Genomic DNA, 19,307 nt, shown 5'->3' on the forward strand with positions numbered 1-19,307 from the left:
TACGCCCGAGGAAGGAGAGACCCATGTCTGAGGCAAGGGACAAGGCGACGCTGGCCCGTGCGGCCGCGCCCTCGCTCGCGCGAGCTCCGCGGTCGGTCCGCGACGAGGCCCTGCGGCGAGCGGCGGAGCGCATACGCTCCTCCGTCGACGACATCGTCGCCGCCAACGCGCTCGACCTCGAGAGGGCCCGCGTCGCGGGCATGAGCCTCCCTCTGCAGGACCGTCTCATGCTCGACGCCGGCCGCATCGGCCAGATCGCGGACTCCCTCGACGACATCGCGAGGCAGGAGGACCCGCTCGGCCGCGTCCTCGGCGGCTCTACGCTCTCGAACGGCCTGCGCATCGAGCGCCTCAGCGTCCCGCTCGGCGTGGTCGCCATGATCTACGAGGCCCGTCCCAACGTCACCGCCGATGCGTTCGGGCTCTGCGTCCGCTCCGGAAACGCCTGCGTCCTCAAGGGCGGCTCCGCCGCGCGCGAGTCGTGCCTGGCCATCGCCGGGCTCTGCCGCCTCGCCCTCTCCGACGCCGGCCTGCCCGCCGACGCGCTCCAGTACGTCGACGACGACGCCGCGCACACGCAGACGACCGAGCTCCTCGAGGCGACCGGTCTCGTTGACGTTCTCATCCCGCGGGGAGGGGCGGCTCTCATCCGCGCCTGCGTCGAGGGGGCCAAGGTTCCCGTCATCGAGACCGGGACCGGCAACTGTCACGTCTACGTCCACGAGAGCGCCGACTTCGAGAAGGCCCGCTCCATCGTCATGAACGCCAAGACGCAGCGCGTGGGCGTGTGCAACGCGTGCGAGTCGCTGCTCGTCGACCGTGCGATCGCCCCCTCCTTCCTGCCGCAGATGATCTCCGAGCTCGTCGGTGCCGGGGTCGTCGTCCACGCCGACGAGGAGACGCGCGCGGCCCTCGCCGGACAGGCGGAGCTCCTCTCGCGCCTCGTTGACGCGACCGACGACGACTGGGGGCGAGAGTACCTCGCGCTCGAGATCAGCTGCCGCGTTGTCTCGGGCGTCGACGAGGCGATCCAACACATCAACACCTACGGCACGGGTCACTCAGAGGCGATCGTCGCCGACTCCTACGCCGCATGCGAGGCCTTCCTCGCCGGCGTCGACGCGGCCGTGGTCTACGCAAACGCCTCGACTCGGTTCACCGACGGGGGCGTGTTCGGGCTCGGGGCAGAGATCGGCATCTCCACGCAGAAGCTCCACGCCCGCGGGCCGATGGGGGCGGCCGCGCTCACCACCACCAAGTGGGTCGCGCGCGGGGAGGGGCAGGTCCGATGACGGTCGACGTCGCCCGCCTGCGCGAGAGGGACCTGCCGGTCCTCGGCTCCGACGAGGGTCGCACGTACCGCCTCGGCATCATGGGCGGCACCTTCGACCCCATCCACAACGGCCATCTCGTCGCCGCCGAGCAGGCGTTCGACGACCTCAAGCTCGACCTCGTGGTCTTCATGCCCGCCGGGCGGCCCGCCTTCAAGCAGGACCAGCGCGTCACCTCGGGCGAGGAGCGCTTCGCCATGACGCTCCTCGCGACCGCCGACAACCCGCACTTCGTCGCCTCGCGGTTCGAGATCGACCGCGAGGGCGTCACCTACACCGCCGACACGCTGAGGCTCCTGCGCGAGCTCTATCCCGACAACGTCGAGTTCTACTTCATCACCGGCGCCGACGCCATCACAGAGATCGTCTCCTGGCGCGACGCCGCCGACATCGCCCGTCTCGCCCATCTCGTCGCGGCGACGCGACCCGGCTACGACCTCGACCGCGCCTGGGACGCGATCGCGGCGTCCGGGCTCGACTTCGACGTGACCTACCTCTCCGTCCCCGCGCTCGCCATCTCCTCGAGCTACCTGAGGGAGCGCGTCGAGGCGGGCCAGAGCCTTCGCTACCTCACGCCCGACCAGGTGACCGGCTATCTTCACAAGCACGGCCTCTACGGGGCCTCCCGCAGTCGATACGGGCACACCGGCGAGGTGGTCGCCTGATGGCGAAGAAGAAGGGGAAGGCGCGCGAGAAGGCCAAGGCTCGCCTCAAGGTGAGCTACTCGCCCGAGCAGCAGGTCATTCTCGCCCGACTCACGTCTGACGTGACGGAGCATCTCGCCGACAAGCCCCGTCGTCTCGCGCACTCCCTCTCCGTCGCCAAGACGGCCGAGCGTCTCGCCCTGATGTACGGCGTGGACCCCTTCCTGGCTCGCGCCGCGGGCCTGCTGCACGACTGGGAGAAGGCCTGCTCTGCATCCGAGCAGCTCGCCCATGCGCGGGAGCTGGGCATCGACCTCGGCGTCGAGCTCGAGCTCGTGCACTCGGTCCTCCACGGGATGATTGCCGCCCGCGTCCTGCCGAGCCGCTATCCCGAGCTTCCGCCGTCGGTGTGGCACGCCGTGGCGGTGCACACGTCCGCCGCCGCCGACATGGGGCCGCTCGACGAGGTCATATTCGTCGCCGACGGCATCGAGCCGCTCCGACCCGACACGCCCGGCATCGAGCGGCTGCGCTCGCTCGTGGGCGAGGTCTCGCTCGACGACCTCTTCTGGGAGTCGTTCGTCGGCGGGATCATATACGTTCTCGAAGGGGGAAGATACCTCTACCCCGGGACCATCGACGTCTACAACTCCCTCGCGGCGCGGCGCGCCGAGAGGGCACGCGACTAAGGAGACTTGCATGACCGTAACCCCGCTCGAGCTGGCCAAGGTCGCTGCGCTCGCCGCCGACTCGAAGAAGGCCGCCGACATCGCGCTTCTCGACCTCTCGCCGATGACCGACGTCTGCGACTACTTCCTCATCTGCTCGGGTGAGAACGCGCGACAGGTCGACGCCATCGTGGACGAGGTTCGCGAGAAGGTGAGCGCCAACTGCGGCATCTCGCCGATCTCCTGCGAGGGCCGCGAGGGCCTCTCGTGGGTCCTCGTGGACTACGGCTCGGTCGTCGTCCACGTGTTCCGCCGCGAGACCAGGGAGTTCTACCGACTCGAGGCCCTCTGGGCGGACGCGCCGCGCGTCGAGCTCGGGCTCGAGGGCTGAGGCGGGGCACGACCCGCTCGAACTATACTGGTCCCATGACGGCTCCGGTCGACATACTTGACTGGCAGGGACCTGCGGTGGGGCTGCTCGACCTCGACGCGTTCTTCGCCTCCGTCGAGCAGCTCGATCATCCCGAGTGGCGCGGCAAGCCGCTGATCGTGGGCGGCTCGGCGGACAGGCGCGGCGTGGTCTCCACGGCCTCCTACGAGGCACGGCGCTTTGGCGTGCACTCAGCCATGCCTGCTGCCACCGCGCGTCGCCTCTGTCCCCAGGCGGTGTGGACCCAGGGTCACTATGACCGCTATCGCGAGATGAGCGCCGCCGTGATGTCGATCCTCGTGGACGAGACGCCCCTCGTCGAGCAGGTGTCGATCGACGAGGCGTTCTTCGACGTCACGCCCGGGCGCTTCTCGCGCGAGAGCCCGGTGGCCATCTGCCGCCGCATACAGGGGCGCGTCGCGGAGCTGGGCGTGACCTGCTCCATCGGCATCGGCGTCAACAAGACCGTCGCAAAGATCGCGTCCGAGCGGGAGAAGCCCCGCGGCCTCACCGTCGTCCTTCCGGGGACCGAGGCGGCGTTTCTCGCCCCGCTGCCGGTCGGCGCGATGAGCGGCGTGGGTCCCGCGACGGAGTCGAGGCTCAAGGAGATGGGCGTCCGCACGCTCGGCGAGCTCGCCCGCACGGACCCGACGGTCCTCGAGCGCGCGTTTGGCGTCACCGGGCCGCGGATGGCCCGACGCGCCGCCGGCCTCGAGCGGAGCGAGGTGGGGGAGGCGGCCGCCCCGGAGCATGTGAAGTCGGTCTCGAACGAGCGGACGTTCGCCCGCGACCTCACGAGCCGCGACGACGTGGAGGCAGCCGTCAGGCACGTCTCCGACGTCGTCGCCAGAAGGCTCAGGAGGAAGGGGCTCAGGGGGAGGACCGTGACCCTGAAGCTCAAGTTCGACGTGACCCATGCCAGGACCGCGCAACGCGCCCTCTCTCGCGAGAGCGACGACGGGCATGAGATCGGCGAGCTCGCCGTGGAACTCCTCCAGGGGCTCTGGCACGAGGGGCAGGGCGTCAGGCTCGTGGGGGTCGGGGTCTCCGGTTTTGACGGTGGCGCCACGCAGCTCACGCTCGGTGACGGGGCGCCGTCCGCCGACGAGGCGCGCCGCGACCGGTCAGCGCTCGGGCGCGTCACGGACGTGCTGCGCGAGCGCTACGGCGAGGATGCCGTCGGCTTTGGGCGGGACCTGAGGTTCAAGGGGCTGACCTCGGACACTGCCCCGATGAACAAGTCGGACTTCTAGGATTCGTCGTTCTTGTCGCCAGAGCCTCCAGGAATCGCCGCCCCTGTCACGGTGCCTTCTAAAAAATCCCGGGCTTGTCCTTGCGTTTTCTGCAAATCGCCGCTCTTGTCACGGTGCCTTCTAAGAAATCCCGGGCTTGTCCTGATGGGTTCTAAGAATCGGGAGGTTTGTCTGTCCGAAGCCCCGTCTTGACGTACAAGGGCGGCGATTTCTGGATCGGCCTCGGACAAGGGCGCCGGTTCCTAGAGGCGCGGGCGACAAGGACGGCGATTCTCGGACGGCTCGCGCTGCGACGAGTGCAACCCGCTAGATCGTGACGGTGAAGGTGGTGCCGTCTCGCTCGGTCGAGGTCGCCGCGATCGAGCCGCCCTGTGCCTCGACGAGGCTCTTGGCGATCGCGAGGCCGAGGCCGAAGCCGCCCTCGCCGCGGCGCTCGCGCGCCCGGTCCGTCCGATAGAAGCGGTCGAAGAGATGGTCGATGTCCTCCGGGGAGATGACCTCGCCGTGGTTGGTGACCGCCAGGACCGACCTCCTGCCGGCGCGCTCGAGCCTCACCTGGACGGAGGTCTCGCTCGACGCGTACTTGGTCGCGTTGTCGAGCAGCGTCCTCAGCACGCGCTCGTAGTCCGCCGGGCGGACGCGTGCCGTGACGCCGGGGGAGAGCGCAGGGTCGATCGAGCACCCGCGCTCGTAGGCGACGGCGTCGAACTCGAGGCAGCAGGCAGAGACGAGCGCGGTCAGGTCGGTCTCCACGGGCTCGGGGCGCGCGTCCGGCGAACCGTCGCTCGCCTCGTCTGCGCGCGCGAGGGTGAGGAGGTCCTCGACCAGGTCCCTCATGTGCTTCGCCTCCTCGCCCGTGCTGCGCACCCAGCGACCGGTCTCCTCGTCGAGGTCCTCGCGCTCGAGGATCTGCGTGTTGGCGAGGATGACGGCCAGGGGAGTCTTGAGCTCGTGGGAGGCGTCGGACACGAACCGGCGCTGCTGCTCCCACGCCCTGACGACGGGCTTGAGCGCCCACCCGGAGAGCACGTAGGAGATGACGAAGAGGGCGCCCATCGACACGGCGAGGATGCCGAGCCCGTTGAGCGCCTGGGAGCGCAGGGCAGCGTCGCTCGAGTAGGTGTCGACCAGGGCGACCCTCCATCCCCAGGGCGCCCGAGCCCGCTTCCAGGAGATCGGGTACTCCTCGCACTCGCCCTCGTTGGACTGTGCGGAGATTATCTCCAGGGCGATGTCGTCGAGGGTGTTGACCGGGATCTCGACGGGGGAGCCGCCGAGCCCGAGGAGCGACCCGTCGTCCGACAGCTCGATGACGACGGCAAGCATGATCTCTGCGCTCTGCTCGCCGGTCGTGTCCCCGATCTGGGCCGAGGTTATGTCGCCCTCGAGGGCGCGGTCGAGGATGCGGGAGGTGACCGAGCGCAGCGTGAGGGCGTTGGTGACGAAGGTCATGCCGAGCACGCCCACCAGCACGAGGCCCACGAGCAGCATCGTGATCGCGATGAACTCCCTGCGCAGCCGGGCGAGCATGGCCCTACTCCTCGAGCACCTCGAGGCGGTACCCGAGCATCCTGAGGGTGGTTATCTGTACGGAGGAGCCGATGTGCGCGAGCTTCTTGCGAAGGAACGAGACGTACGCCTCGACAGAGTTCTCGGAGGCGTCGACGTCGCCCCACACGCGTGCGAGCAGGTCCTGCTTGGAGACGACGCGCGGGCTGGACCCCATGAGTATGCGCATGACCTCGAACTCCTTGCCCGACAGGTGCACCGTCCGCTCCCCGCGGGACAGGTCGTGCGTGGCGAGGTCGAGCGTGACGTCGGCGAAGGTCACGTCATCGAGCATGACGTCGCCCTTGCGCCTCGTGAGGGCCCTCAGTCGGGCGAGAAGCTCGTCGGCCTCGAAGGGCTTGGTCATGTAGTCGTCAGCCCCGGCGTCGAGGCCGTCGACCTTGTCGGCGGTCGTGGTCCGGGCGGTGAGCATGAGGACGGGCGTGGCCACTCCCTGGCGGCGCATCTCGTGGACCACCTCGCGACCGTCGAGGCCGGGCAGCATCACGTCGAGCACGACGGCGTCGTAGCGGCCCGAGCAGGCGGCGCGCAGTCCCGCCCTCCCGTCGTACACGGCATCGGCGGTGTCGCCACCGTCCGAGACGATGCGCACGATGGCGTCGGCAAGGTTTCTCTCGTCCTCAACGACAAGAACGTTCATGTGTCATTCCTTCCCACTGGGTCCGCACGCGGCGCGGCGGCTCACGTGGGCTATCCTACCCAGCGGGGCTGAATTTCTGCTGAAGGGTCGCCCCGGTCGACCGCTCCCGGAGGCGTTTCACAAAAACTGCACCTTGCGGCTCTTCCAAAGAGTCGTAAGATGATAAGTCGTTTTGTGGCCACGCGGTGCGGCCACCCCCTGTGTCCACGCGCACCGCATGTATGGAGGAGTGTTCATTGGCAGTCAAGATTCGCCTGGCCCGTCACGGTGCCAAGAAGCGTCCGTACTACCGCGTCGTCGTCGCTGACGGCCGCATGCCGAGGGACGGCCGCTACATCGAGGAGGTCGGCCGCTACAACCCGCTGACCAACCCCAAGGTCATCGACATCAACCTCGAGAAGGTCGACGAGTGGGTCTCCAAGGGCGCCCAGCCCACCAACGCCGTCGCTCACCTCATCGAGATCGCTCGCAACGGCCAGCCCGTCGTCGAGAAGAAGGCGAAGATCTCCAAGAAGGCCGCTGCCAAGGCTGCCGCTGCGGCCGAGGCCGCTGCCGAGGCCGAGTCGGACGCCGAGTAGGTGCTCGTCATGGGAACCGCTGAGGGATCCCGTGCCGAGGCAGTCGAGCAGGAGCTCCCGTCCGATCGCGTGGCGGATCTCGTCGAGTACATCGTGTGCGGCCTCGTCGACGACGAGGACTCCGTCTCGCTCGACGTCACCGACCGCGAGGAGGGCGCTCTCATCGAGGTGAGCTGCTCCGAGGAGGACGCCGGGAGGGTCATCGGCCGCAAGGGTCGGACCATCAAGGCGATTCGCACCCTCGCCCGTGCGCTCGGCCAGCGTGTCGGCACGGCCGTCGAGGTCGAGGTCGTGGGCTAGGGGCTCATGCGCGACCGCTATAGGTGCATAGCCCGTGTGGAGAAGACGCACGGGAGAAGAGGGGAGGTCGTGACGGTTCCCGTTCACGGCCTTCCCTCACTTGTCCGGGAGGGACTCGACGTCGCCGTCGTGCCGCCCGAGCTCAGGGGCTCGAGGTGGCACACGGTCGTGTCCTGCTCCTCCGACGGTCGGTCGGGCTCGCTCGTGGCGCTCGACGGCGTGGGCGACCTCGCGGCCGCCGAGCGCCTCGTCGGACGCCACCTCCTCGCCCGCCTGTCCGACCTCCCGGAGGACCTCGCGCTCCATGACGCGGGGCGCCTCGTCGGCCGCGAGGTCGTCGACGAGCGCAGCGGCGACACGGCCACGATCGCCGAGGTCATGGTCGGTCCCGCGAACGACGTCTGGGTCCTGCGCGGATCGCGCGGAGAGCTTCTGCTCCCCGTGATCGACGACGTCGTCTCCGAGGTCCCCGAGAACGGTCCGGTCGTCGTCCGCATACCCGCGGGCCTCGAATGGGAGGCGACCCGATGAGGATCGAGGCGCTCACGGTCATACCCGAGGTGTTCGACCCGTACCTCGACGCGTCGATCATGGGCAGGGCCCGGCGTGCCGGCGTCTTCGAGTTCGTGGCCCACGACCTGCGGAAGTGGACCCACGACCGCCACCACACCGTCGACGACGCCCCGTTCGGGGGCGGCCAGGGTATGCTCATGAAGCCCGCGCCCGTGTTCGAGGCGGTCGACGACCTCTCCTCGGACGGGCCGCGCCCGCACGTGGTGTTCTTCTCGCCCTGCGGCCGCCCCTACGACCAGCGCTGCGCGGAGCGCCTCTCCCGCGAGGAGCGGCTGCTGCTCGTCTGCGGTCGCTACGAGGGGATGGACGAGCGCGTCTACACCCTCGCCGACGACGTCTTCTCGCTTGGCGACTACGTCCTCACCGGGGGCGAGCTCGCGGCCCTCGCCGTCGTTGACTCCGTCGTGAGGCTGCTCCCCGGGGCCCTTGGTGACGAGATGAGCGCCGTCGACGAGTCGTTCTCCCCGCAGACGGGCCTGCTGGAGTACGCGCAGTACACCAGGCCCGCGAGCTACCGCGGCATGGACGTGCCCGACGTGCTGCTGAGCGGCGACCATGCCCGCGTCGACCGGTGGCGTCGCCTGAGCTCGGTGGAGCGCACCGCGCGCTGGAGGCCCGACCTCATCGACGAGGGTGCGCTCGACGAGGAGGAGCTCGCCATCGTCAGGTCGGTCGGCTACGAGGCCTCGAGAGGGGAGTGAGGATGCCGCGTCACTTCAGCGAGGCCGACGAGGGCCAGGAGGAGGGCCGCGGGGGCGGCGTCGCGTGGTTTGTGGGGACCCTGCTCTGCGCCGTGGCGGTGGCCGTGCTGCTCCGCGTCTTCGTCGTCGGCGTCTACTACGTCCCCTCCGGCTCCATGCTGGAGACCATCCAGGTGGGCGACCTATTGCTCGGCGAGAAGGTCTCCCTCGCGCTCGGCGGCTCCGAGCAGGGTGACATCGTTACCTTTGACAGCCCGCTCCAGGAGGGGGAGACGCTCGTCAAGCGCGTCGTCGCCGTCGGCGGGCAGACCGTCGACCTCGTGGACGGCAAAGTCGTCGTGGACGGGGCGACCCTCGACGAGCCCTACGTCAACGGCGCGCCCACGTACTCCGAGAGCGACTACGAGGGCTCGGCCGGCATAAGCTATCCTTACACCGTCCCCGAGGGTACGGTCTGGGTCATGGGTGACAACAGGACCAACTCTAAGGACTCGCGTTTCTTTGGCCCCGTGAGCGTCGATGACGTAACATCGAGGGCGATTCTGATCTACTGGCCACTCTCCGACGTGGGTCTGCTCTAGGGCCGCGCGGGGACGAGAGAAGGACGATCATGGGCAAGACTACCCTTACCTTCCAGGACATGATCCTGGAGCTCGAGCGCTACTGGGCGGCCCAGGGCTGCACCGTCATGCAGCCCTACGACTCCGAGGTCGGCGCGGGCACGTTCCACACGGCGACCACGCTGCGCTCGCTCGGCCCCAAGCCGTGGCGTACCTGCTACCCGCAGCCCTGTCGTCGTCCGGCCGACGGCCGCTACGGCGAGAACCCCAACCGCATGCAGCACTACTACCAGTTCCAGGTGATCCTCAAGCCCTGCCCCACCAACTCGCAGGAGCTCTACCTCGGCTCCCTCGCCGCCATCGGTCTCGACCCGGCGGAGCACGACGTCCGCTTCGTCGAGGACGACTGGGAGAGCCCCACGCTGGGCGCCTGGGGCCTGGGCTGGGAGGTGTGGATGGACGGCATGGAGGTCACCCAGTACACCTACTTCCAGCAGGTGGGCGGTATCGAGGTCGACCCGGTCCCCGTCGAGATCACCTACGGCCTGGAGCGCATCGCCATGTACGCGCAGGGCGTCGACTCCGTCTACGACGTCATCTGGTCCTACCTCCCCGACGGCACGCCCATGACCTACGGCGACGTGTTCCAGGAGAACGAGCGCGAGTTCTCCGCCTACAACTTCGAGGTCGCCAACGTCGAGATGATGCGCCAGAAGTTCGACGACTATGAGGCCGAGTGCCACTCCTGCCTCGACAGGAAGCTTCCGCTTCCCGCCTACGACTGCGTCATGAAGTGCTCCCACGCCTTCAACCTGCTCGATGCCCGCGGTGCCATCTCGGCCACCGAGCGCGCCAACTACATTCTCCGCGTCCGTACGATCGCCAAGCTCTGCTGCGAGTCCTACCTCGCCGAGGTTGCCGGCAAGACGGATGAGACTGCCAAGAAGGGGGAGGTGGCCTAGATGGCCGAGACCCGTGATTTCCTGCTCGAGATCGGCACGGAGGAGATGCCCTCCGCGCCTCTCATGAACGCCGCGCAGCAGCTCGGCACCCTCGTCGAGAGGGGCCTCGACGCCGCCGGCCTCGCCCACGGGGACGTCCGCGTCATCTCCACGCCCCGCCGCCTCGCCGCGCTGGTCTCCGACGTCGCGGTCGCGACCGACGAGATCCACGAGGTCAAGCGCGGCCCCAAGGCCGCCATCGCCTTCGACGAGGCCGGCTCTCCCACCAAGGCGGCCCTCGGCTTCGCGCGCAAGTGCGGCGCCGACGCGTCCGAGCTCGTCCGCAGGGTCGACGACGACGGCTGCGAGTACGTCTTCGCCGAGAGGAGCGTGCCCTCCAGGCCCGCCGCCCCGATCCTGTCCGAGCTCTCCGCCGGCGTCATCGGCAGCCTGCAGTGGCCCAACTACCGCAGCCAGCGCTGGGGGTCGGAGCACGCCACGTTCGTCCGCCCCATCCGCTGGATCTGCTCGCTTCTCGGCGACGAGGTCGTTCCGGTCACCTATGCCGACGTGACGTCCTCCAACACCACCCGCGGCCACCGCGTCCTTGCCCCCGGCGAGCACGTCGTGGAGAGCGCGAGCGCCTACGAGGCCACGCTCGAGCGCGCCTACGTCCTCTCCGCCGAGCGTCGTGCCGAGGTGATCAGGGACGGCATCGCGCGCATCGAGTCCGAGCGCGGCGGCGCGCACGTTGACACCCCCAAGCGCATCTTCGACGAGGTCGTCAACCTCTGCGAGTGGCCCACGGTGCTCGTGGGGACCTTCGACGAGGCGTTCCTCGACGTCCCGCACGAGATCATCTGCGAGTCGATGCTCTCCAACCAGCGCTACTTCCCGGTCTACGACGCCTCCGGCAACCTCACGCGCGAGTTCGTGGTCGTCTCCAACGCCGACCCCCGCGTCTCCGAGACCGTCGTGTCCGGCAACGAGCGCGTTGTCCGCGCTCGCCTCGACGACGCGAAGTTCTTCTACGAGGAGGACCTGAAGCGCCCGATGGAGGAGTTCGTCCAGCGCCTCGGGACGGTCACGTTCCAGGAGCGCCTGGGCACCATGCTCCAGAAGGTCGAGCGGACGGAGGGGCTCGCGGCGGCCGTCGCCTCACAGGCCGGCGAGGATGACTCCGTCGTCGAGCTGGCGGCGCGCGCCGCGCACCTCGCCAAGGCCGACCTCGTCTCCCAGACGGTCGTCGAGTTCACCAACCAGCAGGGTGTCATGGGCGGCTACTACGCCGCGGCCGCCGGCGAGCCGTCCGAGGTCTGCAGCGCCGTCCGCGAGCACTATCGTCCCCGCTTCGCGGGCGACGAGCTCCCCTCGGGCGTCTGCGGGCGCTGCGTCGCCATCGCCGACAAGCTCGACACCGTCTGCGGCATCTTCGCCATCGACGAGCCGCCCACCGGCTCCTCCGACCCCTACGCCGTGCGCCGCGCGGCGATCGGCATCATCGCCATGCTGCGCACGCTGCCCTCCTGTGACCTCAGGCAGCTCATCGGCCTCTCGCTCGGGGCCTATCTCGCCCAGGGGCTCGAGTTCGACCTGGAGTCGGTGTCCTCCGCGGTCATCCGCTTCTTCTCCGGTCGCCTGGTCGCCATCGCGCGCGACGAGGGCATCCGCCCCGACACGATCGAGGCGGTCACCGCCGTCGGCGTCGTCAACCCCGTCGAGTTCATGGCCCGCGCGCACGCCCTCGAGGACGCGCGCTCACAGCGCCCCGAGCTCTTCGACGACCTCGCGACCGCCTACGCGCGCGCCGCTCACCTCGGCGACGCCTCCCTGGGCGACTCCGTCGACGCCTCCCTGCTCGGCGACGCCGAGAAGGCACTTCTCGACGCCTGCGAGCAGGGGTCCGTCAACGTCGGCGACGCACTCTCGCGTGACGACTACGCCGGCTCCCTCGCCGCCCTTGCCGAACTCAAGGCGCCCATCGACCGATTCTTCGATGACGTCCTTGTCATGGACGAGGATACTGCGGTAAGGGAGAACCGCCTGCGGCTGCTCAACCGCTTTGTGGGGGTCTTCGCCGGCGTCGCCGACATTGGCGCGCTCTCCCGCAAGAAGTAGAGGTATTCACCGTCGCCCGGCCGGCCGGGCGACGACTGGGGGACACAGGAGGGCAAGATGGCCAAGCTCGATCTGGATGACGACATCTTCGGTCAGGTCGTTCCTTTGATCTACGTTCTTTCCGACGCGCGCGGCGAGACCGCCAACACGGTCGTCATGGCCGCCGCCGCGCAGTTCAAGGACGCGTCCGTTGACATCGAGCGCCTCTCCAACGTCAAGGACGTCGACACGGTGCGCGCCTTCTTCGACGAGCGCTACGACCCCGACCGTCCCTGCGCCGTCTTCCACACCTTCGCCAACGGGACGCTCCGTCGCGAGATCCGTCGCGAGCTCGACCGCCGGGGCATCCCCTCGATCGACCTCCTCGGCCCGGCGGTGACCGTCATCTCCACGCTCACCGGCGAGGAGCCCTCGCACGAGATCGGCGCCGTCTACGACAAGCCGCTCGTCTAGGTTCCCAGAGCGCTCACCGGGGCGCCCGCATAGGCGGGCGCCCCTTTTCTTTGCGCTCGTGGAGCGAGGCTTGCAGCCCGCCGACGCAAGGGGTCCGGTCCCCACAAACTTCTTGCTGAAAGTTGATTCACTGCTAGAATGTGGCAGAGCGCGGGTTGTCCGTGCCCGCACGTCGTCGTAAGTGCGCCCCACGGGGCGTCCGGACATAGAAAGCAAGGGAGAACCATGGCAGAAAAGCACGTATACCGCTTTGGCTTCGACGCCAACGGCAACAACGTGACCGAGGTCGCGGGCGACTCGGTTGCCGAGGCCAAGTGGATCACGGGTGGCAAGGGCGCCAACCTCGCCGAGATGGCCAACATCGGCCTTCCCGTCCCTCCCGGATTCACCATCACCTGCCAGACCTGCGTCGCCTACTCCAGCGCCGGTAACGTCTGGCCCGAGGGCGTCCTCGACGAGATCGACGAGTACCGCAAGGACCTCGAGGAGCGCATGGGCAAGAAGCTCGGCGATTCCGAGGACCCGCTGCTCGTCTCCGTCCGCTCCGGCGCTCCCTTCTCCATGCCGGGCATGATGGACACCGTCCTCAACCTCGGCCTCAACGACGACTCCGTCCAGGGCCTCGCCAAGCAGACCGACAACCCGCGTTTCGCCTACGACTCCTACCGTCGTTTCATCCAGATGTTCTCCGACGTCGTCATGGGCGTCTCGGGCCAGCTCTTCGAGGACGCCATCTCCGCGAAGAAGGCCGAGAAGGGCGTGAAGCTCGACACCGAGCTCGACGCCGACGACCTCAAGGACCTCGTCGCCACCTTCAAGCAGATCTTCGTCGACAACGTCGACGCCGAGAAGTACCCCGAGGTCGTCGTTGACGGCAAGGTGGCCTTCCCGCACGACCCGCTGCTCCAGCTGCGCCTCGCCGAGCAGGCCGTCTTCGGCTCCTGGAACACGGACCGCGCCATCCTCTACCGCAAGCAGAACAAGATCCCCGACGATCTGGGCACCGCCGTCAACGTCCAGGTGATGGCCTTCGGCAACAAGGGCAACACCTCCGCCACCGGCGTCGCGTTCACCCGCAACCCCGCCGACGGCACCAACGAGCGCTACGGCGACTTCCTGGTCAACGCCCAGGGCGAGGACGTCGTGGCCGGCATCCGCAACACCGAGCCGATCGCCGACCTGCCCAAGGTCCCCGGCCTGGAGGAGGCTGGCAAGGAGCTCTTCCACGTCTTCGAGATCCTCGAGGACCACTACGCTGACATGATGGACCTCGAGTTCACCATCGAGCAGGGCAAGCTCTGGATGCTCCAGACCCGTGTGGGCAAGCGCACCGCCCTGTCCGCCCTCAAGGTCGCCATCCAGATGTACGAGGAGGGCCGCATCTCCAAGGAGGAGGCGGTCATGCGCGTTGCTCCCGAGCAGCTCGACCAGCTCCTCCACCCGCAGTTCGACCCCAAGGCCGACTACAAGGTCATCGCCAAGGGCCTCAACGCCTCCCCGGGTGCCGCCGTCGGCGCCGTCGTGTTCTCCTCCGCTGACGCCGAGGCCTACGCCGAGGCCGGCAAGCCCTGCATCCTCGTGCGCTGGGAGACCACGCCCGACGACCTCCACGGCATGGTTGCCGCCGAGGGCATCCTGACCTCCCACGGTGGCAAGACCTCTCACGCCGCCGTCATCGCCCGCGGCATGGGCGCCCCGTGCGTCTGCGGCGTCGACGCCCTCCAGATCGACGCGGTCAACAAGGTCTGCACCATCGCCGGCACCGACATCACCCTCCACGAGGGCGACGTCATCTCCATCGACGGCACCACCGGTGACGTCATCCTCGGCGAGGTCGCGCTCGTCCGTCCGGAGCTCGGCGGCGACCTCCAGACCATCCTCGACTGGGCCGACGAGGTCCGCAACAACGCCGAGCGTGGCCGCGTGATCGGCGTCCGCGCCAACGCCGACAACCCCGCCGACGCTCAGCTCTCCAAGGACAACGGCGCCTCCGGCATCGGCCTCTGCCGTACCGAGCACATGTTCCTCGGTGAGCGCAAGCAGCTCATCCAGAACTTCATCCTCGCCGACGACGATGCCGTCAAGGCCGACGCCGTCGAGAAGCTCGGCGCTGCCCAGAAGGGCGACTTCCTCGAGATGTTCAAGGCCATGGACGGCATGCCCGTCATCGTGCGCCTGCTCGATCCGCCCCTGCACGAGTTCCTCGAGGACCCGCGTGACCTCGACGTCGAGATCGCCAAGGAGGAGGCCGAGGGCAAGGACGTCACCGAGAAGAAGGCCCTTCTCGCCAAGCTCGACTCCTTCCAGGAGGCCAACCCGATGCTCGGCCTTCGTGGCTGCCGCCTCGGCCTGGTCTACCCCGAGCTCAACGTCATGCAGGTGAAGGCCATCGCCTCCGCCACCGCCGAGCTCCAGAAGCAGGGCTTCAACCCCAAGCCGGAGATCATGATCCCGCTCGTGGCCTTCGAGGAGGAGCTCGCCCTCGTCCGCGAGGTCGTCGAGGAGAACATCAAGGCCGTCGCCGACGAGTACGGCGTCGAGCTCGACATCCCGGTCGGCACCATGATCGAGATTCCGCGCGCTGCCATCACCTCCGAGGACATCGCCAAGCACGCCGACTTCTTCTCCTTCGGCACGAACGACCTGACCCAGATGGGCCTGGGCTTCTCCCGTGACGACGTCGAGGCCGCGTTCATGCCGCTCTACCTCGACAAGAAGATCTGCAAGACGAACCCGTTCGCCACGCTCGACAAGGGCGTTGCCAAGCTCGTCAAGATGGGCGTCGAGGGCGGCCACGCCGGCAACCCCGACATCGTCTGCGGCGTCTGCGGCGAGACCGGTGGTGACCCCGAGTCCATCCACATGTACTACGACCTCGGTCTCGACTATGTGTCCTGCTCGCCGTACCGCGTGCCCATCGCGCGCCTCGCGGCTGCCCAGGCCAAGATCGAGGCCAACGGCGGCGCCGAGAAGGTCGCCAAGTAAGGTGATCTGACGCACGTTCACCGATGATGGGGGAGGGGGCCTCTGGCCTCCTCCCCCTTCTCTGTAAGGAGCAGCCATGAGGGTCATGAGCAGACCGGAGCGGGAGCGCATCGAGCACGACCGCCTCTCCTCCGACGCCGCGTTTTCCGACGCGAGCTCGGGCAGGCTCGTCCCGGAGGTCCCCGACCCCCTCAGGACGTGCTACCAGTGCGACCGTGACCGGATCCTCCACAGCAAGAGCTTCAGGCGGCTCGCTCACAAGACGCAGGTTTTTCTCGCCCCCGAGGGGGACCACTACCGCACGCGCCTCATCCACACGCTCGAGGTCGGGCAGGTCGCGCGCTCCATCGCCCGGCCCCTCGGCCTCAACGAGGACCTGACGGAGGCCATAGCCCTAGGCCACGACCTCGGCCACACCCCGTTCGGGCACGTAGGCGAGCGGGCGCTCTCCGACGCCCTGGCGCGGTATCGAGGCGTGAGCCGTGACGTCCCGCTCTTCGCCCACAACGAGCAGAGCGTGAGGATCGTGGACCTCCTCGAGCGCAACGGCCGCGGGCTCAACCTCAGCCGGGAGGTCGCCGACGGGATCTTGTGCCACACCGGTCCCGTCCGCGCACGGACCCTCGAGGGGAGGGTCGTCGCTCTCTCGGACAGAATTGCCTACGTGTGCCATGACATCGACGACGCCGAGCGCGCCGGGCTCCTGAGGGAGTCGGACCTTCCCGAGGACGCGCGCTCCGTCCTGGGCGGCAGCTCCTCCGAGCGCATCGACACGATGGTCCACGACGTTGTCGCCCATAGCGCCGAGTGCGGCGACATCCGGATGTCCGATCGCGTCTGGGACGCCATGATGTCGATGCGACGGTTCCTCTTCGAAAACCTCTACTCGCGCGGCGACGCAAAGTGGGAGGAGCCCAAGGCGTACGCCATGCTCGGCGAGCTCTTCGACTACTTCGTGTGCCATCTCGACGAGGTCCCCGACGAGTACCGGCTCCACGACGAGGACCGCCCCGAGGTCCAGGTCGCCGACTTCGTCTCGGGCATGACCGACCGCTATGCCGTCTGCGTGTACGAGGACCTCAAGGTCCCGCAGTCCTGGAAGCGTCGCTAGCCCTTGTCCTATGATGGATGAGCGTGGGATTGGAGGCGCCGATGAATCGACGTAGACGTGGCAGGGGAGCGCTGAGCGCCCTTCTCGTGGTCCTCTCCCTGTGCGTCTTCGCGGTCGGCGTCCTCGCCCTCCGCTACGTCCTGACCGAGTCAGCCGCGTCGGGGAGGAATGCCTCCGCCCCGGCATCACTCACCCCAAAAAAGTTTGCTGAGTACGACTGGGAGGAGCTCGCCGAGGTCGCGGCCCTCATAGCCGACGCCCCCTCGGATGAGGAGGGGGTCGAGCTCGCCAGCGACTGGGGCATAGAGGTCGGGGACACTAGGGCGCTGCCGCTCGAGGACGGTCATCAGGCAACCCTGACGGTTGTCGGAATCAGGTGCGACGAGCGCTCCGATGGCTCCGGAGCGGCAGGGATCACGCTCATGGCCTCCCCGATCTCCCTCGAGCCGATGCAGAACAGCGTGAGCAACGTCGGCGGTTGGGAGGTCAGCGCGCTCAGGGAGTGGCTCTCAACCGAGGGTCTTGCCCTCCTTCCCGAAGGTCTCTCGGAGGGTGTCGTTTCCGTGCGCAAGCGGACCAACAACGTCGGTGCCACCTCCGACGTCGACTCCGTCACGTCCACCGACGACGTCCTCTGGCCCTTCTCAGTCTCCGAGGTGTGCGGAACGGTCGACCTCTTCGCCGCAGAGTACGGGGACGAGGTTCGTTCTCGGACGGGGTACATTGACTACACCGCCTACGATGTCGTGCTGAACGCCGAGGGTGCACAGTATCCCTACTTTGCCGAACGTGGCGTCACGTGTCACGGCGACCCGCAGGGCACGCTCGAGCTCGCCTATTCCGGCACGCCCTGCGGCTGGTGGTATCGAAGCGCCTACCCGCTCTCCTTCGGCAAGGGTGACGACTACTTCTTCTATCAGGTGATGGAGTCGGGATATCCCGTCACGCTCGGCTCCCCTGACCAGGCGGCGGGAGTCGTGGTCGGGCTGTGTCTGTGATTTTGTGTCGTTCTTGTTCGTTTTGCCCAAGTACCCTATAATGCCTCCCTGTGTGTAAACCTATGTGTCGTTCGCTCAGCGTCGGCACCTCTAGAGACAGGAAGAGGACATGGACTACATTCGTGCCATCGAGCGCCAGCAGATTCGCGAGGACATCCCCGCCGTCAAGGTTGGCGACCACGTCAAGGTTCACTATCGCATCGTCGAGGGCGAGCGCACCCGTGAGCAGGTCTTCGAGGGTGACGTCATCCGCATGAGCGGCGCGGGCGCCCGCGAGACCTTCACCGTCCGCAAGATCAGCTTCGGCGTTGGCGTCGAGCGCACCTTCCCGCTCCACAGCCCCAAGATCGCCAAGCTCGACGTCGTCCGTCACGGTGACGTCCGTCGCGCTAAGCTCTACTACCTCCGCGACCGCGTGGGCAAGGCCGCCCGCATCCGCGAGAAGCGCGACTAGTCACTCGCCAGCAGCTCTCTTGGGCCGCCCCTTCGGGGGCGGCCTTCTTGTATCGAGGTGATTCGCTTTGGGTTTCGACGCGTCACGTCCGGTGACGGCCAGGGAGGTTGCGGCCACGCTCTCCGAGGCCCCGCTCGAGGAGGCCCGCCTCCTGGTCGAGCGCTACGCCGAGGATCCCCGCAAGCAGGTCGTCCGTGCCGTCGAGACGGCACGCAGAAGAATCGAGCGAGAAGAGGCCGAGCACCGGCGCGTCACAGACATGTATCGCCTCCAGCGCGAGCTCGGCGGGACCGGCGTGATCGTCGGCGTCGACGAGGTGGGCAGGGGAGCCCTCGCCGGTCCGCTGACCGTCGCGGCCGTCTGCCTCCCCGACGAGCCGCCCATCTGGGGAATCAACGACTCCAAGCAGCTCTCGCCCCGCGAGCGCGAGCGTATCGCGGCCCTTGTCGCCGAGCGTGCCGTGGCCGTCGGCATCGCGCACGTCGAGCCCGCGTCGATCGACGCGGTGGGGATGGGGGCGGCCCTGCGGCACGCCATGAGGGCCGCCGTGCTCGACACCGGTCTCGAGCCCGACTGCGTGCTCATCGACGGCAACCCCGTCGGAGCGCACCCTGCCGAGAGGTGCATCGTGAAGGGGGATGCGCGCGTCGCCTGCATCGCGGCCGCCTCCATCGTCGCAAAGGTGACGCGTGACGCACTCATGGTCGCCTACGAGCAGGAGTACCCCGGCTACCACCTGGCCGCCTGCAAGGGCTATGGCTCACCGGAGCACATCGCCGCGATTCGCGAGCTCGGCCTCAGCCCGATTCATCGCTCGTCGTTCTGTGGAAACTTCGTGGAGCAGCCCCGTCTGTTCTGACTCGTTCCGCACGCGTGGCGTCTGGGCGACGCATGAGACGGGGCGTCCGAGCTCACGTCCTGTGACGCGTGCTAGCCTCGTGTCACCCTCGTGTCTCCCGTGTGTCTGGCATCGACACACCAGCCGTAAGCACGACCGGCG

The 19,307-nt window shown here is 68.2% G+C and carries 20 protein-coding genes; 18 read left to right on the forward strand and 2 right to left on the reverse strand.

Features of this window, described 5'->3' with window-relative positions:
* Positions 1 to 23: 23 nt before the first annotated feature.
* The 5 genes from B5F73_RS01620 (at position 24) to dinB (ending at position 4,326) form a co-directional block, all read left to right on the forward strand.
* Entirely contained in the window at positions 24 to 1,292 is a 1,269-nt protein-coding gene (locus B5F73_RS01620) for a glutamate-5-semialdehyde dehydrogenase (RefSeq protein WP_087225407.1), read from the forward strand.
* The gene (gene nadD, locus B5F73_RS01625; protein ID WP_087225410.1) at positions 1,289 to 1,996 is read left to right on the forward strand and encodes a nicotinate-nucleotide adenylyltransferase; all 708 of its coding nucleotides are present in this window, start codon (positions 1,289 to 1,291) and stop codon (positions 1,994 to 1,996) included. The genes B5F73_RS01620 and nadD overlap by 4 nt, the downstream gene beginning before the upstream one ends.
* On the forward strand, positions 1,996 to 2,664 hold the full coding sequence (gene yqeK / locus B5F73_RS01630) for a bis(5'-nucleosyl)-tetraphosphatase (symmetrical) YqeK (RefSeq protein ID WP_087225412.1): 669 nt from the start codon (positions 1,996 to 1,998) through the stop codon (positions 2,662 to 2,664). The genes nadD and yqeK overlap by 1 nt, the downstream gene beginning before the upstream one ends.
* Before the next feature lie 10 nt (positions 2,665 to 2,674).
* Positions 2,675 to 3,034, forward strand: a complete 360-nt coding sequence (gene rsfS, locus B5F73_RS01635; protein WP_087225415.1) for a ribosome silencing factor — start codon at positions 2,675 to 2,677, stop codon at positions 3,032 to 3,034.
* Positions 3,035 to 3,111: 77 nt separating this feature from the next.
* Positions 3,112 to 4,326, forward strand: coding sequence for a DNA polymerase IV (dinB, locus tag B5F73_RS01640; protein WP_343224972.1), 1,215 nt, complete (start codon positions 3,112 to 3,114; stop codon positions 4,324 to 4,326).
* A 306-nt stretch (positions 4,327 to 4,632) separates the two neighbouring features.
* Here dinB and B5F73_RS01645 read toward each other — a convergent pair whose 3' ends face one another.
* The gene (locus tag B5F73_RS01645; protein WP_087225421.1) at positions 4,633 to 5,856 is read right to left on the reverse strand and encodes a HAMP domain-containing sensor histidine kinase; all 1,224 of its coding nucleotides are present in this window, start codon (positions 5,854 to 5,856) and stop codon (positions 4,633 to 4,635) included.
* Between the two features lie 4 nt (positions 5,857 to 5,860).
* Positions 5,861 to 6,535, reverse strand: a complete 675-nt coding sequence (locus tag B5F73_RS01650; protein WP_087225424.1) for a response regulator transcription factor — start codon at positions 6,533 to 6,535, stop codon at positions 5,861 to 5,863.
* Between the two features lie 236 nt (positions 6,536 to 6,771).
* Here B5F73_RS01650 and rpsP point away from each other — a divergent pair, with 236 nt between their 5' ends.
* From rpsP to B5F73_RS01715, 13 genes are all read left to right on the forward strand, one after another.
* Positions 6,772 to 7,113, forward strand: coding sequence for a 30S ribosomal protein S16 (rpsP, locus tag B5F73_RS01655; RefSeq protein WP_087225427.1), 342 nt, complete (start codon positions 6,772 to 6,774; stop codon positions 7,111 to 7,113).
* Between the two features lie 9 nt (positions 7,114 to 7,122).
* A complete protein-coding gene (locus tag B5F73_RS01660) occupies positions 7,123 to 7,413 on the forward strand; it encodes a KH domain-containing protein (RefSeq protein WP_087225835.1) in 291 nt (96 codons plus the stop codon).
* A gap of 69 nt (positions 7,414 to 7,482) precedes the next feature.
* The gene (locus tag B5F73_RS01665; RefSeq protein ID WP_239379759.1) at positions 7,483 to 7,944 is read left to right on the forward strand and encodes a 16S rRNA processing protein RimM; all 462 of its coding nucleotides are present in this window, start codon (positions 7,483 to 7,485) and stop codon (positions 7,942 to 7,944) included.
* Positions 7,941 to 8,687, forward strand: a complete 747-nt coding sequence (gene trmD / locus B5F73_RS01670) for a tRNA (guanosine(37)-N1)-methyltransferase TrmD (RefSeq protein ID WP_087225432.1) — start codon at positions 7,941 to 7,943, stop codon at positions 8,685 to 8,687. The genes B5F73_RS01665 and trmD overlap by 4 nt, the downstream gene beginning before the upstream one ends.
* A gap of 2 nt (positions 8,688 to 8,689) precedes the next feature.
* The gene (gene lepB / locus B5F73_RS01675) at positions 8,690 to 9,268 is read left to right on the forward strand and encodes a signal peptidase I (RefSeq protein ID WP_087225435.1); all 579 of its coding nucleotides are present in this window, start codon (positions 8,690 to 8,692) and stop codon (positions 9,266 to 9,268) included.
* A gap of 29 nt (positions 9,269 to 9,297) precedes the next feature.
* On the forward strand, positions 9,298 to 10,209 hold the full coding sequence (locus tag B5F73_RS01680; RefSeq protein ID WP_087225438.1) for a glycine--tRNA ligase subunit alpha: 912 nt from the start codon (positions 9,298 to 9,300) through the stop codon (positions 10,207 to 10,209).
* Positions 10,210 to 12,306, forward strand: coding sequence for a glycine--tRNA ligase subunit beta (gene glyS, locus B5F73_RS01685; protein WP_087225441.1), 2,097 nt, complete (start codon positions 10,210 to 10,212; stop codon positions 12,304 to 12,306).
* Positions 12,307 to 12,363: 57 nt separating this feature from the next.
* Positions 12,364 to 12,759 carry a kinase/pyrophosphorylase gene (locus B5F73_RS01690; protein ID WP_087225444.1) on the forward strand — a complete coding sequence of 132 codons (396 nt, stop codon included), beginning with the start codon at positions 12,364 to 12,366 and terminating at the stop codon, positions 12,757 to 12,759.
* A 225-nt stretch (positions 12,760 to 12,984) separates the two neighbouring features.
* Positions 12,985 to 15,744, forward strand: coding sequence for a pyruvate, phosphate dikinase (gene ppdK, locus B5F73_RS01695; RefSeq protein WP_087225447.1), 2,760 nt, complete (start codon positions 12,985 to 12,987; stop codon positions 15,742 to 15,744).
* A 76-nt stretch (positions 15,745 to 15,820) separates the two neighbouring features.
* Complete coding sequence (locus B5F73_RS01700; protein WP_087225450.1) at positions 15,821 to 16,855, forward strand: deoxyguanosinetriphosphate triphosphohydrolase; 1,035 nt, start codon at positions 15,821 to 15,823, stop codon at positions 16,853 to 16,855.
* Between the two features lie 41 nt (positions 16,856 to 16,896).
* Positions 16,897 to 17,853, forward strand: a complete 957-nt coding sequence (locus B5F73_RS01705) for a DUF6273 domain-containing protein (protein ID WP_143803105.1) — start codon at positions 16,897 to 16,899, stop codon at positions 17,851 to 17,853.
* A gap of 109 nt (positions 17,854 to 17,962) precedes the next feature.
* Positions 17,963 to 18,307: a 50S ribosomal protein L19 gene (gene rplS, locus B5F73_RS01710; RefSeq protein WP_087225456.1), complete on the forward strand. Its 345-nt coding sequence runs from the start codon at positions 17,963 to 17,965 to the stop codon at positions 18,305 to 18,307.
* Positions 18,308 to 18,374: 67 nt separating this feature from the next.
* A complete protein-coding gene (locus tag B5F73_RS01715) occupies positions 18,375 to 19,166 on the forward strand; it encodes a ribonuclease HII (RefSeq protein ID WP_087225459.1) in 792 nt (263 codons plus the stop codon).
* Positions 19,167 to 19,307: the final 141 nt, after the last annotated feature.

This window comes from Olsenella sp. An270 (assembly GCF_002159735.1).
Lineage (GTDB): Bacteria > Actinomycetota > Coriobacteriia > Coriobacteriales > Atopobiaceae > Thermophilibacter.